Raw genomic sequence first — 17,570 nt, 5'->3', positions numbered from 1 at the left:
CGGGACCTGCCGGCCTTCCGACATTCCCTTCAGGGCCGCCCTCGGGTACGTCTTGGCCATGAGCGACTCACAGCCCTACACCCGCGACGAGAGCGAAGCCGAACGCCTCGACCGCAACTTCAACGAGCAGCTGCAGGAGCTGCGCATCGCCCAGGCCGGCGTCCAGATCCTCTTCGCCTTCCTGCTCACCATCCCGTTCCAGCAGCGCTTCACCACCCTCACCGAGATCCAGCGCACGATCTACGTCGTCACGCTGCTCGCCGTCGCCGTCAGCACCCTCGTGTTCATGACCCCGGTCGCGATGCACCGGATGCTCTTCCGAGAGGGGCTCAAGGACTTCGTCGTGCGCCACACCGACACCCTCATCGGCACCGGGCTGTGCTTCCTCGGCCTCGGCATCGTCGGAGGCGTCGTGCTCGTGCTCGACGTGCTGCTCTCGCACACCACCGCGCTATGGATCGGCGGTGCCATCGCCGTGCTCGCCGCGGGCCTCTGGGTCGCCCTGCCGGTGACACAGCGACGACGCCGCCGACGTGAGGACGCAGGCTGACACCCCGCCGAGCGAGCCTGAAACGTCGCCAGCTTCGTCAGGCGATTCGTTTGCGGCGCTGATAGATTCGCGCGCGGCCCGAACCAAGGGCCGCCCTCCGACCCAAAGGATGACCCGTGTTCATGCGTCACCCCGCAATGATCGCCCTCGGCGCCGTGCTGACGGCCGCCGTCCTCACTCTCGGATCCGCCACGTCGGCATCTGCGCTCTCCTACACCAACGACGGCAAGTCACCCGAGTCGACGGGTTGCGCGAACGACGCAGTTACGAAGCGGTCGGCCGTGGCGGCCAACAGCAGCAATGGCACGACCATCGAGCTCCGGTGGAGCCCGAGCTGCCGAACAGCGTGGGCTCGTGTGACGAAGGCCCACGGCCCGATCGCCTACTCCTGGGCCGGCTGGGGGGCCAAGATCGTGCGCAACAACGACGGGAAGACCTTCACCTGCTCGGTGCCCTCCGGCGGCTCCAGCTGCTACACGGCGATGGTTTATGACCTCGACCCGCTCACCTCGTACGCAGAGGCGCACGGTGACGACACCTGTGACTGCGGCTACATCAGCATCCGCACCGCCAACTACTGAAACAACCCCTCCACGACAGAAGGGCCCCGACGCAAGCCGTGTCGGGGCCCTTCTGTCACAGAACGCGGAGGCGGCGGGATTTGAACCCGCGAGAGGTTTTATCCTCAACCCGCTTAGCAGGCGGGCGCACTAGGCCACTATGCGACGCCTCCGTGCCCGGTCACCGATGCGCGGCGCAAGGCGTCACGGCAAGGATGTCGGGCGGGGACAGGCTACCGGCCTGAGTCCATGTTGCCCAAACCGGGGCGACATCCCGCTGCTACAGCCGTGCCGATGAGGCCTTTGACAGCAAGTCCGGGCACAATGTGCTGTCGGCCGACGGCCCGCGCGAGCAGAGAGGATCACATGACCCGTTCGACAGTACCCGGTGCGGGGAGATCTCAGACTCGCGAGACGCTACGTCGTGAGCTCCGCGCCGGCTTCCGGCGCGCTCTGGGACTCACAGTGCTTGGGAGCGTCATACCTGGCGCCGGCCTGACACAGACGCGCAGTCGCAAGTTCGGATGGGTCCTCCTTGCAGTGGCCCTCGCCAGCGCCACGATCCTCGCCTACTACGTCCTCACGACCGGGGCCACGAAAGCCGCGCTGTCCCTCGTGGCTCGACCGGCCGTCCTGACCGCTGTTGCTGTGGTCTTCGTCGTGGGCGGCATACTCTGGTGCGCCTCGATCATCCTCACCGCCGTGCAGGCCCGCCCGGCAAGGCTCGACCGTGGACGCACTCGGCTGCTCGCGGCCATCACCACCGTGTTGGTATTCGTCGTGGCGGTTTCCTCGTTCAAGGTGGCCGAGTACGCGACCATCACGCAGTCGACCGTGGCCAAGGTCTTCGGCACCACCCCGGTCAAGCCCGGTGAAGGTGCCCAGGTCGCGCAGGGAGAGGACCCCTGGGCCAAGCAGGCTCGAGTCAACATCTTGCTCATCGGGTCTGACGCCGGAGCTGACCGGATCGGCACGCGAAGCGACTCGATGATCGTGGCGAGCATCGACACCAAAAGCGGGCGAACGGCCCTGATCTCGTTGCCCCGCAACCTGCAGAACGTCCCGCTCGCCAAGGACAGCCCCCTACGCCGCGCGTGGCCCAGCGGTGTCTATGGGCAGCCCGTGTGTCCCCGCCAGCAAGCCGACCCCAACGACCCGTGCCAGCTCAATGCGCTGTGGGCCGACGCGGACCTCTACAACCAGAGCCACCCCGGCGCCTACAACGAGCGGGTCCCTGGTCGCACTGAGACGCGCAACAGCATCGCGGAGATCCTCGGCCTGAAGATCGACCAGACCGTGGTCATCGACCTCAAGGGTTTCGCCGAGCTCGTCGACGCCATGGGCGGCGTCACCATCAACGTCAAGAACGCCGCCACCGGCATGCCACTGCCGATCGGCGGCAGTCGCGACGCCAACAACAACCTCAAGCCCGGTAGCGTCAAGGGGTACTTCAAGCCCGGGGTGCAGAAGCTCAACGGCTACTACGCACTGTGGTACGCGCGCAGTCGTGCAGGTGACGACGACACGCATCGTCAGATGCGCCAGCGCTGCGTGATCCAAGCCATCGTCAAGCAAGTGAACCCAGCGCAGATGCTGGGCGCCTACCCGCGCATCGCGTCCATCCTCCAGAGCAACATCTACACGGACATCCCGGGTCAGAACCTGCCCGCTTTCGTCACCCTGGTCGAGCGGGTCCAGAAGTCGAACATCGCCACGCTCGGGCTGACGCAAAACGTCGGGATCAAGCCGTGGGACCCAGACCTCGACCTCATCCGCCGACTGGTGAAGAAGGCGATCTCTCCGCCAGCCGCCAAGCCAAGACCTACATCGACGGCTGGCACCGCCCCCAGCAGCCCGACACGGACCCAGCGGCCGACTCCGTCGCCGTCGACCACGCCGTACGAGCAGTGCTGACTCTCGCGGCGGACCTTGGGCGAGGTGGTCGGCCAGGGGTCCGTGCGCTGAGGGCTCAGTGACCGACCCAGGACAGCCCACAACAAAGCCCCCGGCCGATGGCCGGGGGCTTTGTCACAAACGACTGAGGTTGGGTGTCGCTCGTTGCTGTTGATCTCGTGTGATCAGAGCGGGCGAACTGCGTCGGCCTGCGGGCCCTTCGGACCCTGCGTGACCTCGAACTCGACTCGCTGTGCCTCGTCCAGCGAACGGTAGCCGTTCGACTGGATGGCCGAGTAGTGGACGAAAACGTCGGGGCCGCCGCCGTCCTGGGCGATGAAACCAAAGCCCTTCTCAGCGTTGAACCACTTGACGGTTCCCTGTGCCATACCGGTAACTCTTCCTTCTTTAGCGTATGGGACGACGCACCTCGCGCATCCCAAGCTGCCGCTTTGACTCCACTCGACGGGCGAACCCACCGATGCCGACAAAGAAATCCCGTCACCGTTGCGGATGACGGGCACCTGCTCGACTACGAGGAACTGCAACTGCAACCGCGACGAACCTAGCAGAATACCGGCCGGTCGGCCTGCCCGACCGAATGCTTTTTGCCAGTTCACTGCCCGTTCGACGGACCACCCGTGTCCGGCCCGTCCACGGCGACCTGACGGATGCCTCGCAGGGCCACCCGCTGGGGCCGGTCACCACGGATCGTGGCGACCATGTCGACCACCCGTCGCGTGGCCCGCACGTCGTGCGCGCGGAACACGGTGGCGCCGAGCCAGGCCGCGACGGCCGTGGCCGCGAGCGAGCCCTCGAGCCGCTCCTCGGCCGGCAGGTCGAGGGCCTCACCGACGAAGTCCTTGCGCGACATCGCCTGCAGCACAGGGTAGTTCAGCGCGACGACGTCAGCGGTGTGTCGCAGGACCTCGAGGGAGTGCGCTGTCGTCTTGCCGAAGTCGAGGGTCGGGTCGACGAGGATGCGCTCCCTGGGTATGCCGGCACGCTCGGCCTCGTGGGCACCTGCGGCGAGGGTGCGCACGACGTCCCGCACGACGTCGAGCGGGTCGTCGCCGTACGTGACGTCGACGGGGTCGGTGCGCGGGGGAAGCCCGCCGGTATGTGAGATGACGTAGCCGGCGCCGATGGCCGATGCGACGTGCACGAGGTCGCGGTCGTGGCCGGCCCAGGTGTCGTTGACGAGGTCGACCGCCCCTACGGCCTCGCGCGCCACCTCCGAGCGCCACGTGTCGAGGCTGAGGATGACGTCGGGATAGGCGTCGCGCGCCCACTGGAGGAACGGCACGACCCGACGCGTCTCCTCGTCGGCATGGACGACCTCGCCCTCCTGACCGGCTCGCACGCCACCGACGTCGACGAGGTCGGCGCCGAGCTCGGCGGCGCGCCCGAGGGCCTCCTTCGCGGACTCGAGGTCGGCGTGCCTGTTGCCGCTGAAGAAGGAGTCGCGGGTGCGGTTGACGATGGCCATGACGGCCGGCGAGGAGGCGTCGAAACGCTTGCCTCGCAGGACGAGAGGGCGTGCCGACGGCAGGCGCAAGGGCCGCAGGCCGTCGAGGATCTCGGCGGTGGTGGGCCCGTGATCCGGGTCGGGGTGTCTCGTCACACTGTCGTATCTCACGCGGTCCCTCAAAGGTCAACGGTGGTCAGGGGCATGGTTGCGCAACTGTTATGATTGGCACGCAGACGTCATCCACGGCCCGGCCATGCTCCCGGTCGGGCCGCGGATGGTCTGTCGGTCCTGATCGTCCCGCAATGACGGTCGACCACCGAGCCCCCGACGACGCGTCGGACGGGGGCTCTGCCATCCAAGGAAACTGAATACAGAGATGTCGTACATCGTGTCGTTCTTCGCGGCCATGAACCGTCCGCCCACAGGGATCCCGGTCGGTCAGTACAACTCCAGCACGACGTTCGAGGAGCGCCTCGGACTGCTCTGACAGCGCGTGCACCGCTCGCAACCGGCCCGGCCGGCTCGAGCACCCGAGAACAAGAGGTCTCCGGCTCCCCGGGGGCCTTTTTTCATGTCCGGCGTCGGAACGGCGGCCACCCGCGCTTCCGGTGGCGCGCTCCCGACCCGGACGGTTGGATCAGCACACCGGGCCGGTCCGGCCGGGGATTCGGTCGGCGCTGGTGCCGGCCACGAGAGACAGGGGACCCACCATGCGCGCTCGACTCGGCACCGTGCTCGGCCTCACCGCCGGCATCCTGCTCGCCGCGACCTCACAGCCGGCCGCAGCCAGTGCCGGCAGACCAGCGGGCAGGCCCACCACCACCGCCCAGCCGACGAGGTCCGGCACCGTCGTCGACGCCGAGGGACGCACCGTCGGGGGCTGGGTCGAGCTCGGCCCGTCGTCCGACCAGGCGGCGTCCGTGTCGGCGTACATGTCGACGTCCGTGTCGGCGTCCGACGCGCCGGCCGCGCCGTCGGGCCGTCAGGACGTCGGCGGCGGCGTGTGGACCTACGGCTCCTACGACGAGAACGGCCAGAAGCACTGCTGGTCGAAGTACTACAACACCAGCTACTACCACTCGGCGACCGCCGTCATGACGAGCAGCAAGAAGGTGTACGCGTGGCAGTTCGACTACGCCGACGCGCACATCTCGGAGTCCATCCAGATCGGCGCGCTGTGCAAGGTGTACTGGGCGACCTACCCGTGACCCGGAGGATCGCCGTCGGGTCGCTGGTCGCCGCCGTCGCGCTGGGAGCCGGGTCGGTCGTCCTCGGCGCGCTCGCGTCCGGCTACGGCCCGCTCTCGCTGCGTCCCGACCCGGGCGTGGTGTGGCTCCGCTACGTCAGCGGATGGCTCGGAGCGGCGTGGGCGTGGGGCCTGCTCGGGATGGCTCTCGGCTGGGTCGCCACCCGTTTCGTCCCGGCAGTACTGGCGGCGTCGGCAGGGCTGCTCGTGGCCGTGGTCTCCTACTACGTCGCCAAGTCAGCCGTCGGAGTCACGTCCGACGTGGACTGGAACGCCACCCGCTTCTGGTGCGTGGCCGCGCTCGTCACGGGACCGGCCCTCGGACTCGTCGGCCACGTGGCCCGGCAGCCGCGGTGGGTTGCACTACCGGCCGCCCTGGTCGGCCCCGCCCTGATGGTCATGGACGTGCGTCGCAGCGCGGCAGGGCCGACCCGACCCGGCGCCGACCTCGTCGTCCTCGCTGCCGCGGCCGCCCTGGCCACTGCCCTGGTGGCGCGGGTCGCGCTGGCCGGCAGCCGACCCGATGGCGGAGGGCGTGGGATTCGAACCCACGATGGGCTATGAACCCATAGCGGTTTTCAAGACCGCCGCACTAGGCCACTATGCGAGCCCTCCAGTGTCCGCGGAAGTCTAGCCGCGCCGCCCGCACGCGTCCGAATCGACTCAGATGTACATCGCCGGGTCGAGCCACTGGTTGGCGGCGTCGCGCTTCGGGAAGCGCAGCACCGCCGGCACACCGGTCGCCACCGCCCCGTTGGGCACGTCCTTGACCACGACCGAGTTGGCGCCGATCTGGGCGTCGTCGCCGACGAGCACCGGGCCGAGCACGCGGGCCCCGGCGCCGATGGTCACGCGGTTGCCCACCGTCGGGTGACGCTTGACGTGCTGCATGGAGCGGCCGCCCAGCGTGACGCCGTGGTAGAGCATGACGTCGTCGCCCACCTCGGCGGTCTCGCCGATGACGACGCCCATGCCGTGGTCGATGAAGAAGCGGCGGCCGAGGCGAGCCGCGGGGTGGATCTCGACGCCGGTCACCGAGCGCGCGAACGTCGCGAGCACTCGAGCCGGGAGCCGACCGCCGGGCCGCTTCCACAGCTCGTGGATGCCCCGGTGCGCCCAGATCGCGTGCAGCCCGGGCGAGGTCAGGACCACCTCGAGCCGCGAGTTGGCGGCGGGGTCGCGGGCGATCGCACCGTCGACGTCCTCGACGAAGCGGTCGGCGAGCTTGCGCACGAGACCGAGCGGGCCGGCATACGTCGGCTGCTCGGCCGCGGGCGCGACGGACGCCGCCGGCGCGACGGCAGGGACGGGGGCGCCACCCTCACCACGCACGAGCGTCAGGGGCGGCTCGGCCGGCCTGGGCTTGCGGTCGATCTGGGGTGCAGTGCTCATGCACGTCTCCTTGGTGGCGCTGCGGGTGATGCGTGGTGCGGACCTGCGTCAGTCGACGAGGCCCTCGAAGAGGACGGTGGACAGGTAGCGCTCACCGAACGACGGGATGATGACGACGATCGTCTTGCCCTTGTTCTCGGGACGCTGGGCGACCTGGACGGCCGCGGCGATGGCGGCGCCCGAGCTGATGCCGACGAGCAGGCCCTCCTCGGTGGCCGCGCGACGCGCCCACTTCACGGCGGTGTCGGCGTTGACGTCGATGACCTCGTCGTAGATCGAGGTGTCGAGGATCTCGGGGACGAAGTTGGCGCCGATGCCCTGGATCTTGTGCGGTCCGGGCTGCCCGCCGTTGAGGATGGCGGACTCCTCGGGCTCGACGGCGATGATCTTCACGTCGGGCTTGCGCGACTTGAGCACCTGGCCGACGCCCGTGATGGTGCCGCCCGTGCCGATGCCGGCGACGACGATGTCGACCTCGCCGTCGGTGTCCTTCCAGATCTCCTCGGCCGTGGTCTTGCGGTGGATCTCGGGGTTCGCCTCGTTGGCGAACTGGCGGGCGAGCACCCCACCGCGCTCGGCGGCGATCTCGTCGGCCTTGGCGACGGCGCCCTTCATGCCGGTGGCCGGGTCGGTGAGGACGAGCTCGGCGCCGAAGGCGCGCAGCAGCGCGCGACGCTCCTTGCTCATCGACTCGGGCATCGTCAGCACGACCTTGTAGCCGCGTGCCGCGCCGACCATGGCCAGCGCGATGCCGGTGTTGCCGGAGGTGGCCTCGACGATGGTGCCGCCGGGCTTCAGCTGGCCGCTGGCCTCGGCCGCGTCGACGATGGAGACGCCGATGCGGTCCTTGACCGAGTTGGCCGGGTTGTAGAACTCCAGCTTCGCGGCGACCGTCGCCTCGGCTCCGTCGGTGACCTTGTTGAGGCGCACGAGCGGCGTGTTCCCGATGAGCTTGGTGACGTCGTCGTAGATCGGCATTGCGGGGCCCTTTCGGCTGGGTGTGGCTGGATGGGGCGGACACTCGTTCGGCCCGGTTGCCAGCGACAACCGAGTCCTCGTTATGCATATTCCAACACACAGTTATCCGTTGCCAAGGGGACGACCATGATCCGGGCGGGTTCGCGCCCCGCCGCCGTATGCCGCGGGCGCCGTCTCGGACGGGACGAGCGTCACGGCGCGACGGGCGTCACATTCACTAAGCGCTTGCTAACTCGTCAGTAGACTCGCCGCCATGAATGCCCTCCAGATCGTCGCCGCCGTCGTCTGCCTCGGCGTGACCGCCGTCGCCGTGGCCCTGCTGGTAAAGACGGTGAACCACTTCCTCGCGACGTTCCGGCTCGGTCAGCCCGAGGACCGTGGCGACGACAAGGGGGCACGCACCCGGACGTTGCTGCGCGAGTTCCTCGGACACACCCGCATGTCACGGCTGCCGGTCGTCGCCATCGCGCACTGGTTCACAATGGTGAGCTTCGGCGTCCTCTTCTTCACCCTGCTCAACGCGTTCGGCCAGCTCTTCCAGCCCGAGTTCGTGCTTCCGGTGATCGGCCACTTCTTCCTGTACGAGTGGGTCACCGACTTCTTCGCCTTCGCCGGCTTCATCAGCATCGTGCTGCTCATGGTGATCCGGCAGAAGAACCACCCGCGCTCGGCCGCCGGCGACGACGGCCGTCGAAGCCGCTTCTTCGGCTCCACCTGGTGGCAGGCCTACTACGTCGAGCTGACGATCCTCGGCGTCACCCTCTGCATCGGGCTGCTCCGCGCCCTCGAGTGGACCCTCGCCCGCAAGACCGGCACGGGCATGGACACCGCCCTGCACTTCCCGCTCACCGGCTGGATCGGCAACTTCTTCACCGGTCTGTCGGTCGGCGCCATCGAGAACCTCATCGTCGTCATCGCCGCGATCAAGATCCTCATCAGCTTCGCCTGGATGATCACCATCGCCCTGCAGCCGACGATGGGTGTCGCCTGGCACCGCTTCCTCGCCTTCTTCAACATCTTCTTCAAGCGCCACGCCGACGGGCGCACCAGCCTCGGCGAGCTGCAGCCCATCCGCATCAAGGGCGAGGTGCTCGACTTCGAGCAGGTCGAGGACCTCGACGAGGACGCCGCGCTCGGCGTCGGCAAGGTCGAGGACTTCACCTGGAAGGGCCTGCTCGACTTCACCACCTGCACCGAGTGCGGCCGCTGCCAGAGCCAGTGCCCGGCGTGGAACACCGACAAGCCGCTCAGCCCGAAGCTGCTCGTCATGACGCTGCGCGACCACGCGCACGCCAAGGCGCCGTGGCTGCTCGCCTCCGAGGAGGTGCGCGCAGCCGGTATCGAGGCGGCTGACGGTGACTTCTCCGCGGCGACCAAGGGCGCCGTCGCCACCGAGCAGCTCGTCGGCGAGACCGGCTACGACATCCGCCACCCGCTCACGGCGTACAACCCGCACGGGCCCGACGCCGTCATCGACGAGGACGTGCTCTGGTCGTGCACCACCTGCGGTGCCTGCGTCGAGCAGTGCCCCGTCGACATCGAGCACGTCGACGCCATCGTCGACATGCGCCGCTACAAGAACCTCATCGAGTCGGCGTTCCCGGCCGAGCTCAACGGCCTGTTCAAGAACCTCGAGAAGAACAGCAACCCGTGGGGCCTCGCCCCGCGGCTGCGGATGGACTGGGCCAAGGACCTCCCGTTCGAGGTCAAGCAGGTCGGCCAGGACGTCGAGAGCCTCGACGAGGTCGACTACCTCTTCTGGGTCGGCTGCGCCGGCGCCTACGAGGACCGCGCCAAGAAGACGACCCGCGCGGTCGCCGAGCTGCTCGACACCGCCGGCGTCAGCTTCGCGGTGCTCGGTGACGGCGAAGCCTGCACCGGCGACTCGGCCCGCCGCGCCGGCAACGAGTTCCTCTTCCAGATGCTCGCCCAGCAGAACGTCGAGACCCTCAACGAGGTCGGCGCGACGAAGATCGTCGTCACGTGTGCGCACTGCTTCAACACCATCAAGAACGAGTACCCCCAGCTCGGTGGCCAGTACGAGGTGCTGCACCACACGCAGCTGCTCAACCGGCTCGTCCGCGAGAAGCGCCTGACGCCGGTCGCGCGCCCGGGTGAGGCCGCCTCGGCCGGCACCCTCACCGGCGCCGCCTCCACCGGGGCGAAGGTCACCTACCACGACCCGTGCTACCTCGGCCGCCACAACCAGGTGTACGCGCCGCCGCGCGAGCTGCTGCAGATCCTGCCCGGGGTCGAGTACGCCGAGATGGAGCGCTCGAAGGAGAAGTCCTTCTGCTGCGGCGCCGGCGGTGCCCGCATGTGGATGGAGGAGAAGCTCGGCACCCGGATCAACACGAACCGCACCGAGGAGGCCCTCGCCACCGGCGCCGACCGCATCGCCGTCGGCTGCCCCTTCTGCAAGGTCATGCTCACCGACGGGCTCAACGCCGCGGTCCAGGACGGCAAGAAGGCCGAGGGCGAGGTCGAGGTCGTCGACGTCGCGCAGATGCTGCTCGCCGCGGTGCGCCGTGGCAACGAGGGCGGCGAGCCCGTCGAGGCCACCGAGCCCGAGCCCCAGCCCGACCCGGAGCCCGCGCCGACCGCCTGACCCGACCGCCTGACCCGACCGCCTGACCCGACCGGACGGCATACGCGAAGAACGACGAAGAGGCCCCTCCCGAGCCGGGAGGGGCCTCTTCGCGTGGGTGGCGGGTGGTGTCAGAGGATGCCGCGCGCCTGGAAGGCGCGAGTGACCGCGGTGGCGGCTCCGTTGCCGTAGAGGCGCTGCGCGGCAGCCACGGTCGCGGCCGCGGCGTCACGGAACGACGTGTCGGGCGCGAAGTCGAACTGCGCCTCGACGATGAGAGTCGTGGCCCGGGTGTCGCCGAGCGCGGTGCGGATGTCCCACAGGGCGCGGGACCAGATCTCGCCGTCGGCGTGGACCTCGCCGCGCACGTCCTCGGGGTAGTGCTTCGACTCGTCGAGGCGACGCAGGCAGTGCGGCGCCGTGCTCGTGTAGGAGACGGAGTCCCAGTCGGCGACGCACGCCTCGGGCGTCTTCGTCGGCTTGCCCGCGGCCCAGCTCGTGACGACGACGGCGAGATAGTCGCCGAACGCCTCGCCGATCGCGCCGGACTCGAGGTTGGTGCCGAAGCCGGGCACCTGGCCGTCCTGTACCGAGTGGCCGTACTCGTGGACGACGACCTCTGCGTCCTCGGCATCGTCCACCCCACCCTTGCCCAGGGTGATGTTGGCCTTGTCCTCACGGAAGAACGAGTTGTCGCCGCCGAACTGGTCGATGCGCACCTCGATCTGGCGCTGGTTGACCGGCCGCAGCGTCGAGCCGAAACCGAGGTGCTGCAGGTAGGCCTGGGCGGTGGTCACCCAGTGGTAGCCCATGACCTGCTCGAACTGGTCGGCGTCGCGGTGGTAGGCGGGGAACGCTCCGCCGACGCTGACGGCGGCCTTGCCGGTCGAGCTCTTGACCCGGGCGTAGGCGCCGGTGAGCGTGCCGGACCCGTCGAGGTCGGTGAGCGTCACCCGGTGGTACGCCGGTGCGAGCGCGGCGTAGTCGGCGTCCTTCTGGTCGGTGAGCGTCTCGATCCCGAGGTCCTGGACCGGATTCGGCAGGAACACGGTTGCGCCGGCCCTGTGGTCGAAGGGCGACGGTGCGCCCTGGGCCACCTCGGCCGGCACTGACAGGCCCGCGAGCGCTGCTGCGACGACGCTGAGCCCCACTGCTGTTCGACGTGTGATCATCGGCGGCCTTCCTCCTGAACGTCTCCTCGCGCCAGCGTAGGACTCCGAGAGGCCGCGTGGCGGGTTGCGGAGGGTCTGGGTCGACGAACCTGTGCCACACCGTGAGAACGCTCTCACAAACTCTTGCCCAACCCTCCGCGACAGTGAATCGTGTGCCCATGACTCATCGACGAGATCGACGCCGGCGGCCCGCGACCGCCCTCCACCGGCTGGCCCTCACGGCCCTGGCTGTCGCCACTGCGGCCGTGCCGACCCTTGCCGTCGCCGGCGCCGAGGCCGCTGCCCCGCCGCCGAGTGCCGTGACCTCGGCGAGCTCCGCGCCCTCTGCCGCCGCCGTGGCCGGCGCGGTCCCCGCGGCAGTCACGGCGCCGGACCTCGGCTCCGGCACCCTCGTGCTCGACCCGTCCATGTCGACCGCCGAGATCAAGGCGAAGGTGGACGCCATCTCGGCCACCCAGGTCTCCAATGAGATGGGACCCCAGCGGCACGCGATCCTCTTCAAGCCGGGCACGTACGGCTCCGCGACCGAGCCGCTCAACTTCCAGGTCGGCTACTACACGGAGGTCGCCGGGCTGGGCCAGAACCCCGGTGACGTCGTCATCAACGGCTCGGTCTACGTGCGCAACCAGTGCTCCGCAGGCGGCTGCATCGCGCTCAACAACTTCTGGCGCTCGATGTCGAACCTGACGATCAACGTGACCACCCCCGACTTCGCCTGCTACTCAGGACAGTTCTGGGCCGTCTCGCAGGCCGCCCCGCTGCGCCGCGTGCACGTCAAGGGCCAGACGACGCTCATGGACTACTGCACCGGGCCGTCCTTCGCCAGCGGCGGGTTCATCGCTGACTCCAAGTTCGACGGCCCAGTCATCAACGGCTCGCAGCAGCAGTTCTTCACGCGCAACAGCAGCGTCGGCAGCTGGACCAACGGCGTCTGGAACCAGGTCTTCTCGGGTGTCGAGGGCGCGCCGGGCGAGTGCTTCCCTGCCGCGAACGGCTGCGGTCCGTACACCACCGTCCCGAAGACGTCGGTGAGCCGCGAGAAGCCCTACCTCTACGTCGACCGAGCGGGCGCCTACCGCGTCTTCGTGCCTGCCGCCGCCACCGACACGAGCGGCGTCTCGTGGGCCGGTGGCTCGACGCCCGGACGCTCGATCAGCCTCGCCGACTTCTACGTCGCCCGCCCGTCCGACTCGGCGCAGGCGATCAACCGCGAGCTCGCGCGAGGTCGCAACCTGCTGCTCACGCCCGGCGTCTACCACCTCGACGAGACCCTGCGGGTCAAGCGGGCCGGCACCGTGGTGCTCGGCCTCGGCCTCGCGAGCCTCACGCCGACCACCGGACAGGCCGCCATGAGCGTCGCCGACGTGCCCCGTGTCGACATCGCCGGGCTCACCTTCGACGCCGGCCCGGTGAACTCACCCGTCCTGCTCCGGGTGGGCACCCAGCGGGCCGCGAACGGACGGGGCCCGGGCCGCGCCGGATGGAGCAGCGCCGCCGACCCGACCGCGCTGCAGGACGTCTTCTTCCGCATCGGCGGGCCCTACGTCGGCAAGGCCACGGTGAGCCTCGAGGTCAACAGCGACCACGTCGTCCTCGACGACATCTGGGCCTGGCGCGCCGACCACGGCAACGGGGTCGGGTGGACGAGCAACACCGCCGACACCGGTCTCATCGTGAACGGTGACCACGTCACTGCCACAGGCCTTTTCGTCGAGCACTACCAGAAGACCGAGGTCATCTGGAACGGTGAGCACGGGTCGGTCACGTTCTTCCAGAACGAGCTGCCCTACGACCCGCCGAGCCAGGCCGCATGGATGTCGGCGCCGGGACACGAGGGATACCCGGCCCTGGTCGTCGGTTCCGGCGTGAAGAGCTTCAAGGGCACCGGCATGGGGTCCTACAGCTTCTTCAACCAGGGGGTCGACATCTTCGCCGCCAACTCGTTCGAGGTGCCGGTCACGCCCGGGGTGCGCCTGCACAACCTGCTGACGATCTTCCTCGACCCGTCCAACGGCAAGGGCGGCATCCGCAACGTCGTCAACGGCGTCGGCGGGCCCTCCACGGTCGCCAACGCAGACGTGCCGGTCACGGTCGTCGACTACCCCTGACGGCAACGCTTCTCGGCCCGGCGGTCGGATGCCGCCGGGCCGGGTGGGCGGCCCGGCGGCATACGATGCCCGGTCTCGCGCCACCGTCCTACCATGAGCCGATGCGAGCCGACCTGACGACCATCGCCCGCGACCTCGCCCCGACGGGGACGCTCCGGGCCTCGATCAACCTCGGCAACGCGGTGCTCGCCCAGGGCACGCTCGACGAGCCGCGCGGCGTGACGGTCGACATCGCCCACGTCGTCGGCGAACGCCTCGCCGTCCCGGTCGAGCTCGTCACCTTCGACGGTGCCCGCAAGTCGTTCGAGGCGATGGCGAGCGGCGCCGCCGACATCTGCTTCCTCGCGATCGACCCCGTGCGTGAGGCGGAGGTCGCCTTCACCGAGCCCTACGTCATCATCGAGGGCGCCTACGTCGTGCCCTCGGACTCACCGTTGCGGACCGTTGCCGACGTCGACGCCGAAGGCATCCGGGTCGCGGTCAAGGCCGGCTCCGCCTACGACCTGCACCTCACGAGGACGCTGCAGCGCGCGACCCTCGTGCGCAACGACGAGGGCGTCGGCTCACTCCTCGCCCATCCGCTCGAAGCGGGCGCCGGCATCCGCGAGGCCGTCACCACGTTCGCCGACGAACACGCGGGCTTCCGCGTCGTCGACGGTGCGTTCATGCAGATCCGGCAGGCCGTCGGAACCACGCGTACGCGGTCGGCCGAGTCCGTCGCCTTCCTCCGCGACCTCGTCGAGGAGCTCAAGGCGAGTGGTTTCGTCGCCGACGCGCTCGAGCGTGCAGGACAGCGACGCGAGGCGGCGGCGCCGCCGGCCTGAGCCGGACGGCATACTCAATCTGCGCGGTAGGGGTTCTCGGGACGCCCTGGCGGTGGGACAGTGGCGACTGAGGACGACCCGGCTCTCAGGCGAACGCCGATAGCTCAAGGTCGGTCGGCCCCACCTCCGGTCTGGCACGCCAGACCGAGACCGCCGACCACCGATGCGGCGTGCCCCGGCCTGGCTCACCTCGAAAGGGAATGCTCCATGGCCTTGCGCCGCGTTTCTCTGATCCGCACCGGTGTCCTCGCGACACCCGCTCTCGTCGTCGCAGCACTGCTGCTGCCGACCACGCAGGCGAACGCCTCGTCCCCATCCATCGCCCTCAGCGGCACCTCGAGCCCCGTCACCGGCTCCTTCGTCCCGAGCGACGGCGGCACGGTCCCGGAGTTCGCGACCCCGGAGGACGAGGCCTCGCCCGACGCCTTCACCGGCACCATCGCGAACAGGACCCTCTCGCAGGGCCACGCCGCGGGGCAGGGTGTCAACGTCGCGAATGCGACTCGCGCCAAGTCGAACCCGACCTTCACGACGGGTTTCGAGGGCCTCAACCACTACCAGCAGCGCTACTCGCGCGGCGGCAACCAGTTCAGCATCGAGCCGCCCGACCAGGCGCTCTGCGTCGGTGCCGGGCACGTCGTCGAAGCGGTCAACGACGTCTTCAACGTCTACGACCCTGCCGGGGTGTCACAGCTGCCCGACAACACGGCGACGAACATCGTGGCCGGATTCCCGCGCGACGTCCACCATGCCGTCGACCTCAACTCGTTCTACGGGTACGCGCCCGCCGTCAACCGCGCCACCGGCGCGCTCGGGCCGGAGCTCACCGACCCGACGTGCATCTTCGACGCCGCGACCCAGCGGTTCTTCCTCGTCGTGCTCACGCTCGACCGTGCCGCCGACGGCTCGTTGAACTTCGTCAACCACCTCGACCTCGCGGTGTCGCAGACGTCGAACCCGGTCGGCTCGTGGAACATCTACAAGCTCGACGTGACGAACGACGGCACGAACACCGGCGGAGTCAACCCCGGCCCGTACCTCGGCGACTACCCGCACATCGGCGCGGACGCCAACGGCGTATACCTCACGACGAACGCGTATCCCTGGACCGCGAACGGCTTCGCCGGCGCCCAGATCTACGCCCTGTCCAAGGCCCAGCTGGCCGCGGGTGCAGCGAACGTCGCCACGCAGCACATCGACACGTCCGGCCTGGTGGCCGCTCCGAGCGACGCCGGACCCACCCAGCCCGGCTTCACGGTCTGGCCGGCCCAGCCACCGGGCGCCTCGTCGTTCAACCTCAGCAACAACGGCACCGAGTACTTCCTCAGCTCGAACGCCGCGGACGAGGCGACCCACCCGAAGGCCGGCACCGGCGGCGACTACGTGTCGAACCAGATCGTCGTCTGGTCCCTGACGAACACCGGCTCGCTCAACACGAGCAGCCCCGACCTCCACCTGGCCAACCGGCTGGTGGACGTCGGGAGATATGCGCTGCCGCCGAAGCAGCACCAGCCCGGGTCAGGGACCCCTCCCGGGGTCACCACCCCGCAGGGGCACTGCATCAACGACACGACGACCGCAACCATCGCGGGCGTCGGGTGCTGGCGCCTGCTGCTCGGCGCCCAACCGGCGCACAACGAGGTCGTCTCGACACCCGACTCGAACGACACCCGCATGCAGCAGGTGACGTACGCCAACGGCAAGCTCTGGGGTGCGCTCGACACTGCGGTCACGCCCAAGGACACCACCACGAACCGGGCAGGTATCGCGTGGTACGTCGTCAAGCCCGGTGGTGCGACGCTGGCACCGAAAATCGGGCTCGCCGGCTACCTCACCGAGGCCGGCACGGACTTCACGTACCCCGCCATCGGCGTCACGTCGAGCGGTCGAGGGGTCATGGCCTTCACGGCGACCGGTGAAACCACCTTCCCCAGCGCCGCGTACGCACCGATCGACGCCCTCACCGGGCTCGGCCCGTGGAACGTCGTTCCCAACGGACAGGGAAAGGCCGCCGCGGACGGCTTCACCAGCTACAAGGCCCAGGTCGGCAACCCGCCCCGCACCAGGTGGGGCGACTACGGCGCCGCCGCGGTCGACGGCGGCACCGTGTGGGTCGCGAGCGAGTACGTCGCGAGCGCCTGTGACTACACCGCGTGGGGTGGCCCGTTCTTCGCGGGCGGCACGGGCGACAACCTGCTCGGCACCTGCGCCGGGGCGAGCCACGGCCCGGGCGTTCGGACGGCGCTCGCCAACTGGTCGACACGGGTCAGCGCCTTCGTCCCGTGACGGCGTGACGGCCGAGCGCACCACCTGAGCGCTCTCACCGAGTACGCGTCGGGCCGGCTTCGGCACGGAAGCCGGCCCGACGCCTCGTCAGCCCGCCGGTGGCCGGCCGACCCTCGGCGGGAGCAGGCTGAGCTGCGCGCTCTCGGCGTCGGTGAACAGGCGCGAGCGGATGAGGAACCGCACGCCCTCCGGCGCCTCCACCGAGAATCCGCTGCCGCGACCCTTGACGACGTCGACGGTCAGGTGGGTGTGTTTCCAGTACGCGTACTGCGACGCCGACATCCAGAAGGCGACCGGCTCGGCGATCCCGTCCACGACGAGGTCGCCGAGATGGACGTCAGCCTCGCTCGTGAGGAAGTCGCCGGCCGGGAAGCACATGGGCGAGCTGCCGTCGCAGCAGCCGCCCGACTGGTGGAACATCAGCTCACCATGGATCCCGGTGAGGCGGCGGAGCAGGTCCGCCGCCTCACCGGTGAGGTCGACCCGGTTGGGGGAAGCCATGG

15 protein-coding genes and 2 tRNA genes are annotated in these 17,570 nt (G+C 69.4%); 9 read left to right on the top strand and 8 right to left on the bottom strand.

Features of this window, described 5'->3' with window-relative positions:
- The first annotated feature begins 58 nt into the window (after positions 1-58).
- The gene (locus tag ACXR8F_RS07435) at positions 59-550 is read left to right on the top strand and encodes a DUF6328 family protein (protein ID WP_458799395.1); all 492 of its coding nucleotides are present in this window, start codon (positions 59-61) and stop codon (positions 548-550) included.
- Between the two features lie 122 nt (positions 551-672).
- Positions 673-1,131, top strand: coding sequence for a DUF2690 domain-containing protein (locus tag ACXR8F_RS07430; RefSeq protein ID WP_458799394.1), 459 nt, complete (start codon positions 673-675; stop codon positions 1,129-1,131).
- A gap of 65 nt (positions 1,132-1,196) precedes the next feature.
- Here the strand turns inward: ACXR8F_RS07430 and ACXR8F_RS07425 are convergent.
- Positions 1,197-1,283: transfer RNA gene (locus ACXR8F_RS07425), tRNA-Ser, on the bottom strand.
- Positions 1,284-1,650: 367 nt separating this feature from the next.
- Between ACXR8F_RS07425 and ACXR8F_RS07420 the strand changes: the two genes are divergently transcribed.
- Positions 1,651-3,024: an LCP family protein gene (locus tag ACXR8F_RS07420; RefSeq protein WP_458799393.1), complete on the top strand. Its 1,374-nt coding sequence runs from the start codon at positions 1,651-1,653 to the stop codon at positions 3,022-3,024.
- Between the two features lie 164 nt (positions 3,025-3,188).
- Here ACXR8F_RS07420 and ACXR8F_RS07415 read toward each other — a convergent pair whose 3' ends face one another.
- Positions 3,189-3,392 carry a cold-shock protein gene (locus ACXR8F_RS07415; RefSeq protein ID WP_013491183.1) on the bottom strand — a complete coding sequence of 68 codons (204 nt, stop codon included), beginning with the start codon at positions 3,390-3,392 and terminating at the stop codon, positions 3,189-3,191.
- A gap of 227 nt (positions 3,393-3,619) precedes the next feature.
- Positions 3,620-4,582 (bottom strand): dihydropteroate synthase, encoded by a 963-nt coding sequence (folP, locus tag ACXR8F_RS07410; protein WP_458799570.1) that lies wholly within the window; start codon positions 4,580-4,582, stop codon positions 3,620-3,622.
- 602 nt (positions 4,583-5,184) lie between these two features.
- Here folP and ACXR8F_RS07405 point away from each other — a divergent pair.
- Positions 5,185-5,682 (top strand): lactococcin 972 family bacteriocin, encoded by a 498-nt coding sequence (locus tag ACXR8F_RS07405; RefSeq protein ID WP_458799392.1) that lies wholly within the window; start codon positions 5,185-5,187, stop codon positions 5,680-5,682.
- Entirely contained in the window at positions 5,679-6,284 is a 606-nt protein-coding gene (locus ACXR8F_RS07400) for a hypothetical protein (RefSeq protein ID WP_458799391.1), read from the top strand. Before ACXR8F_RS07405 ends, ACXR8F_RS07400 begins: the two co-directional genes overlap by 4 nt.
- Here ACXR8F_RS07400 and ACXR8F_RS07395 read toward each other — a convergent pair.
- From ACXR8F_RS07395 to cysK, 3 genes are all read right to left on the bottom strand, one after another.
- Positions 6,245-6,335, bottom strand: a tRNA-Ser gene (locus ACXR8F_RS07395). The two genes, ACXR8F_RS07400 and ACXR8F_RS07395, sit on opposite strands and share 40 nt — an antisense overlap.
- A gap of 48 nt (positions 6,336-6,383) precedes the next feature.
- A complete protein-coding gene (gene cysE, locus ACXR8F_RS07390) occupies positions 6,384-7,112 on the bottom strand; it encodes a serine O-acetyltransferase (protein ID WP_458799390.1) in 729 nt (242 codons plus the stop codon).
- 48 nt (positions 7,113-7,160) lie between these two features.
- Positions 7,161-8,090, bottom strand: coding sequence for a cysteine synthase A (cysK, locus tag ACXR8F_RS07385; RefSeq protein WP_045189484.1), 930 nt, complete (start codon positions 8,088-8,090; stop codon positions 7,161-7,163).
- A gap of 253 nt (positions 8,091-8,343) precedes the next feature.
- Between cysK and ACXR8F_RS07380 the strand changes: the two genes are divergently transcribed.
- The gene (locus ACXR8F_RS07380; RefSeq protein ID WP_458799389.1) at positions 8,344-10,698 is read left to right on the top strand and encodes a (Fe-S)-binding protein; all 2,355 of its coding nucleotides are present in this window, start codon (positions 8,344-8,346) and stop codon (positions 10,696-10,698) included.
- A 110-nt stretch (positions 10,699-10,808) separates the two neighbouring features.
- Here ACXR8F_RS07380 and ACXR8F_RS07375 read toward each other — a convergent pair whose 3' ends face one another.
- Entirely contained in the window at positions 10,809-11,849 is a 1,041-nt protein-coding gene (locus tag ACXR8F_RS07375) for a M4 family metallopeptidase (RefSeq protein WP_458799388.1), read from the bottom strand.
- Positions 11,850-12,007: 158 nt separating this feature from the next.
- On the opposite strand from ACXR8F_RS07375, the gene ACXR8F_RS07370 reads away from it, so the two are divergent.
- The 3 genes from ACXR8F_RS07370 to ACXR8F_RS07360 all read left to right on the top strand — a co-directional run bounded on the left by ACXR8F_RS07370 (position 12,008) and on the right by ACXR8F_RS07360 (position 17,067).
- Complete coding sequence (locus ACXR8F_RS07370; RefSeq protein ID WP_458799387.1) at positions 12,008-13,957, top strand: adenylyl cyclase; 1,950 nt, start codon at positions 12,008-12,010, stop codon at positions 13,955-13,957.
- A gap of 101 nt (positions 13,958-14,058) precedes the next feature.
- Entirely contained in the window at positions 14,059-14,781 is a 723-nt protein-coding gene (locus ACXR8F_RS07365; RefSeq protein WP_458799386.1) for a transporter substrate-binding domain-containing protein, read from the top strand.
- 207 nt (positions 14,782-14,988) lie between these two features.
- Positions 14,989-17,067 (top strand): hypothetical protein, encoded by a 2,079-nt coding sequence (locus tag ACXR8F_RS07360; protein WP_458799385.1) that lies wholly within the window; start codon positions 14,989-14,991, stop codon positions 17,065-17,067.
- Positions 17,068-17,154: 87 nt separating this feature from the next.
- On the opposite strand, the gene ACXR8F_RS07355 is transcribed toward ACXR8F_RS07360, so the two are convergent.
- Complete coding sequence (locus ACXR8F_RS07355) at positions 17,155-17,568, bottom strand: DUF779 domain-containing protein (protein WP_458799384.1); 414 nt, start codon at positions 17,566-17,568, stop codon at positions 17,155-17,157.
- Positions 17,569-17,570: the final 2 nt, after the last annotated feature.

It is taken from the genome of Terrabacter sp. AAH1 (genome assembly GCF_054456855.1).
Note: the sequence above shows the minus strand (reverse complement) of the source record. Positions and strands in the feature narration are given on the sequence as shown.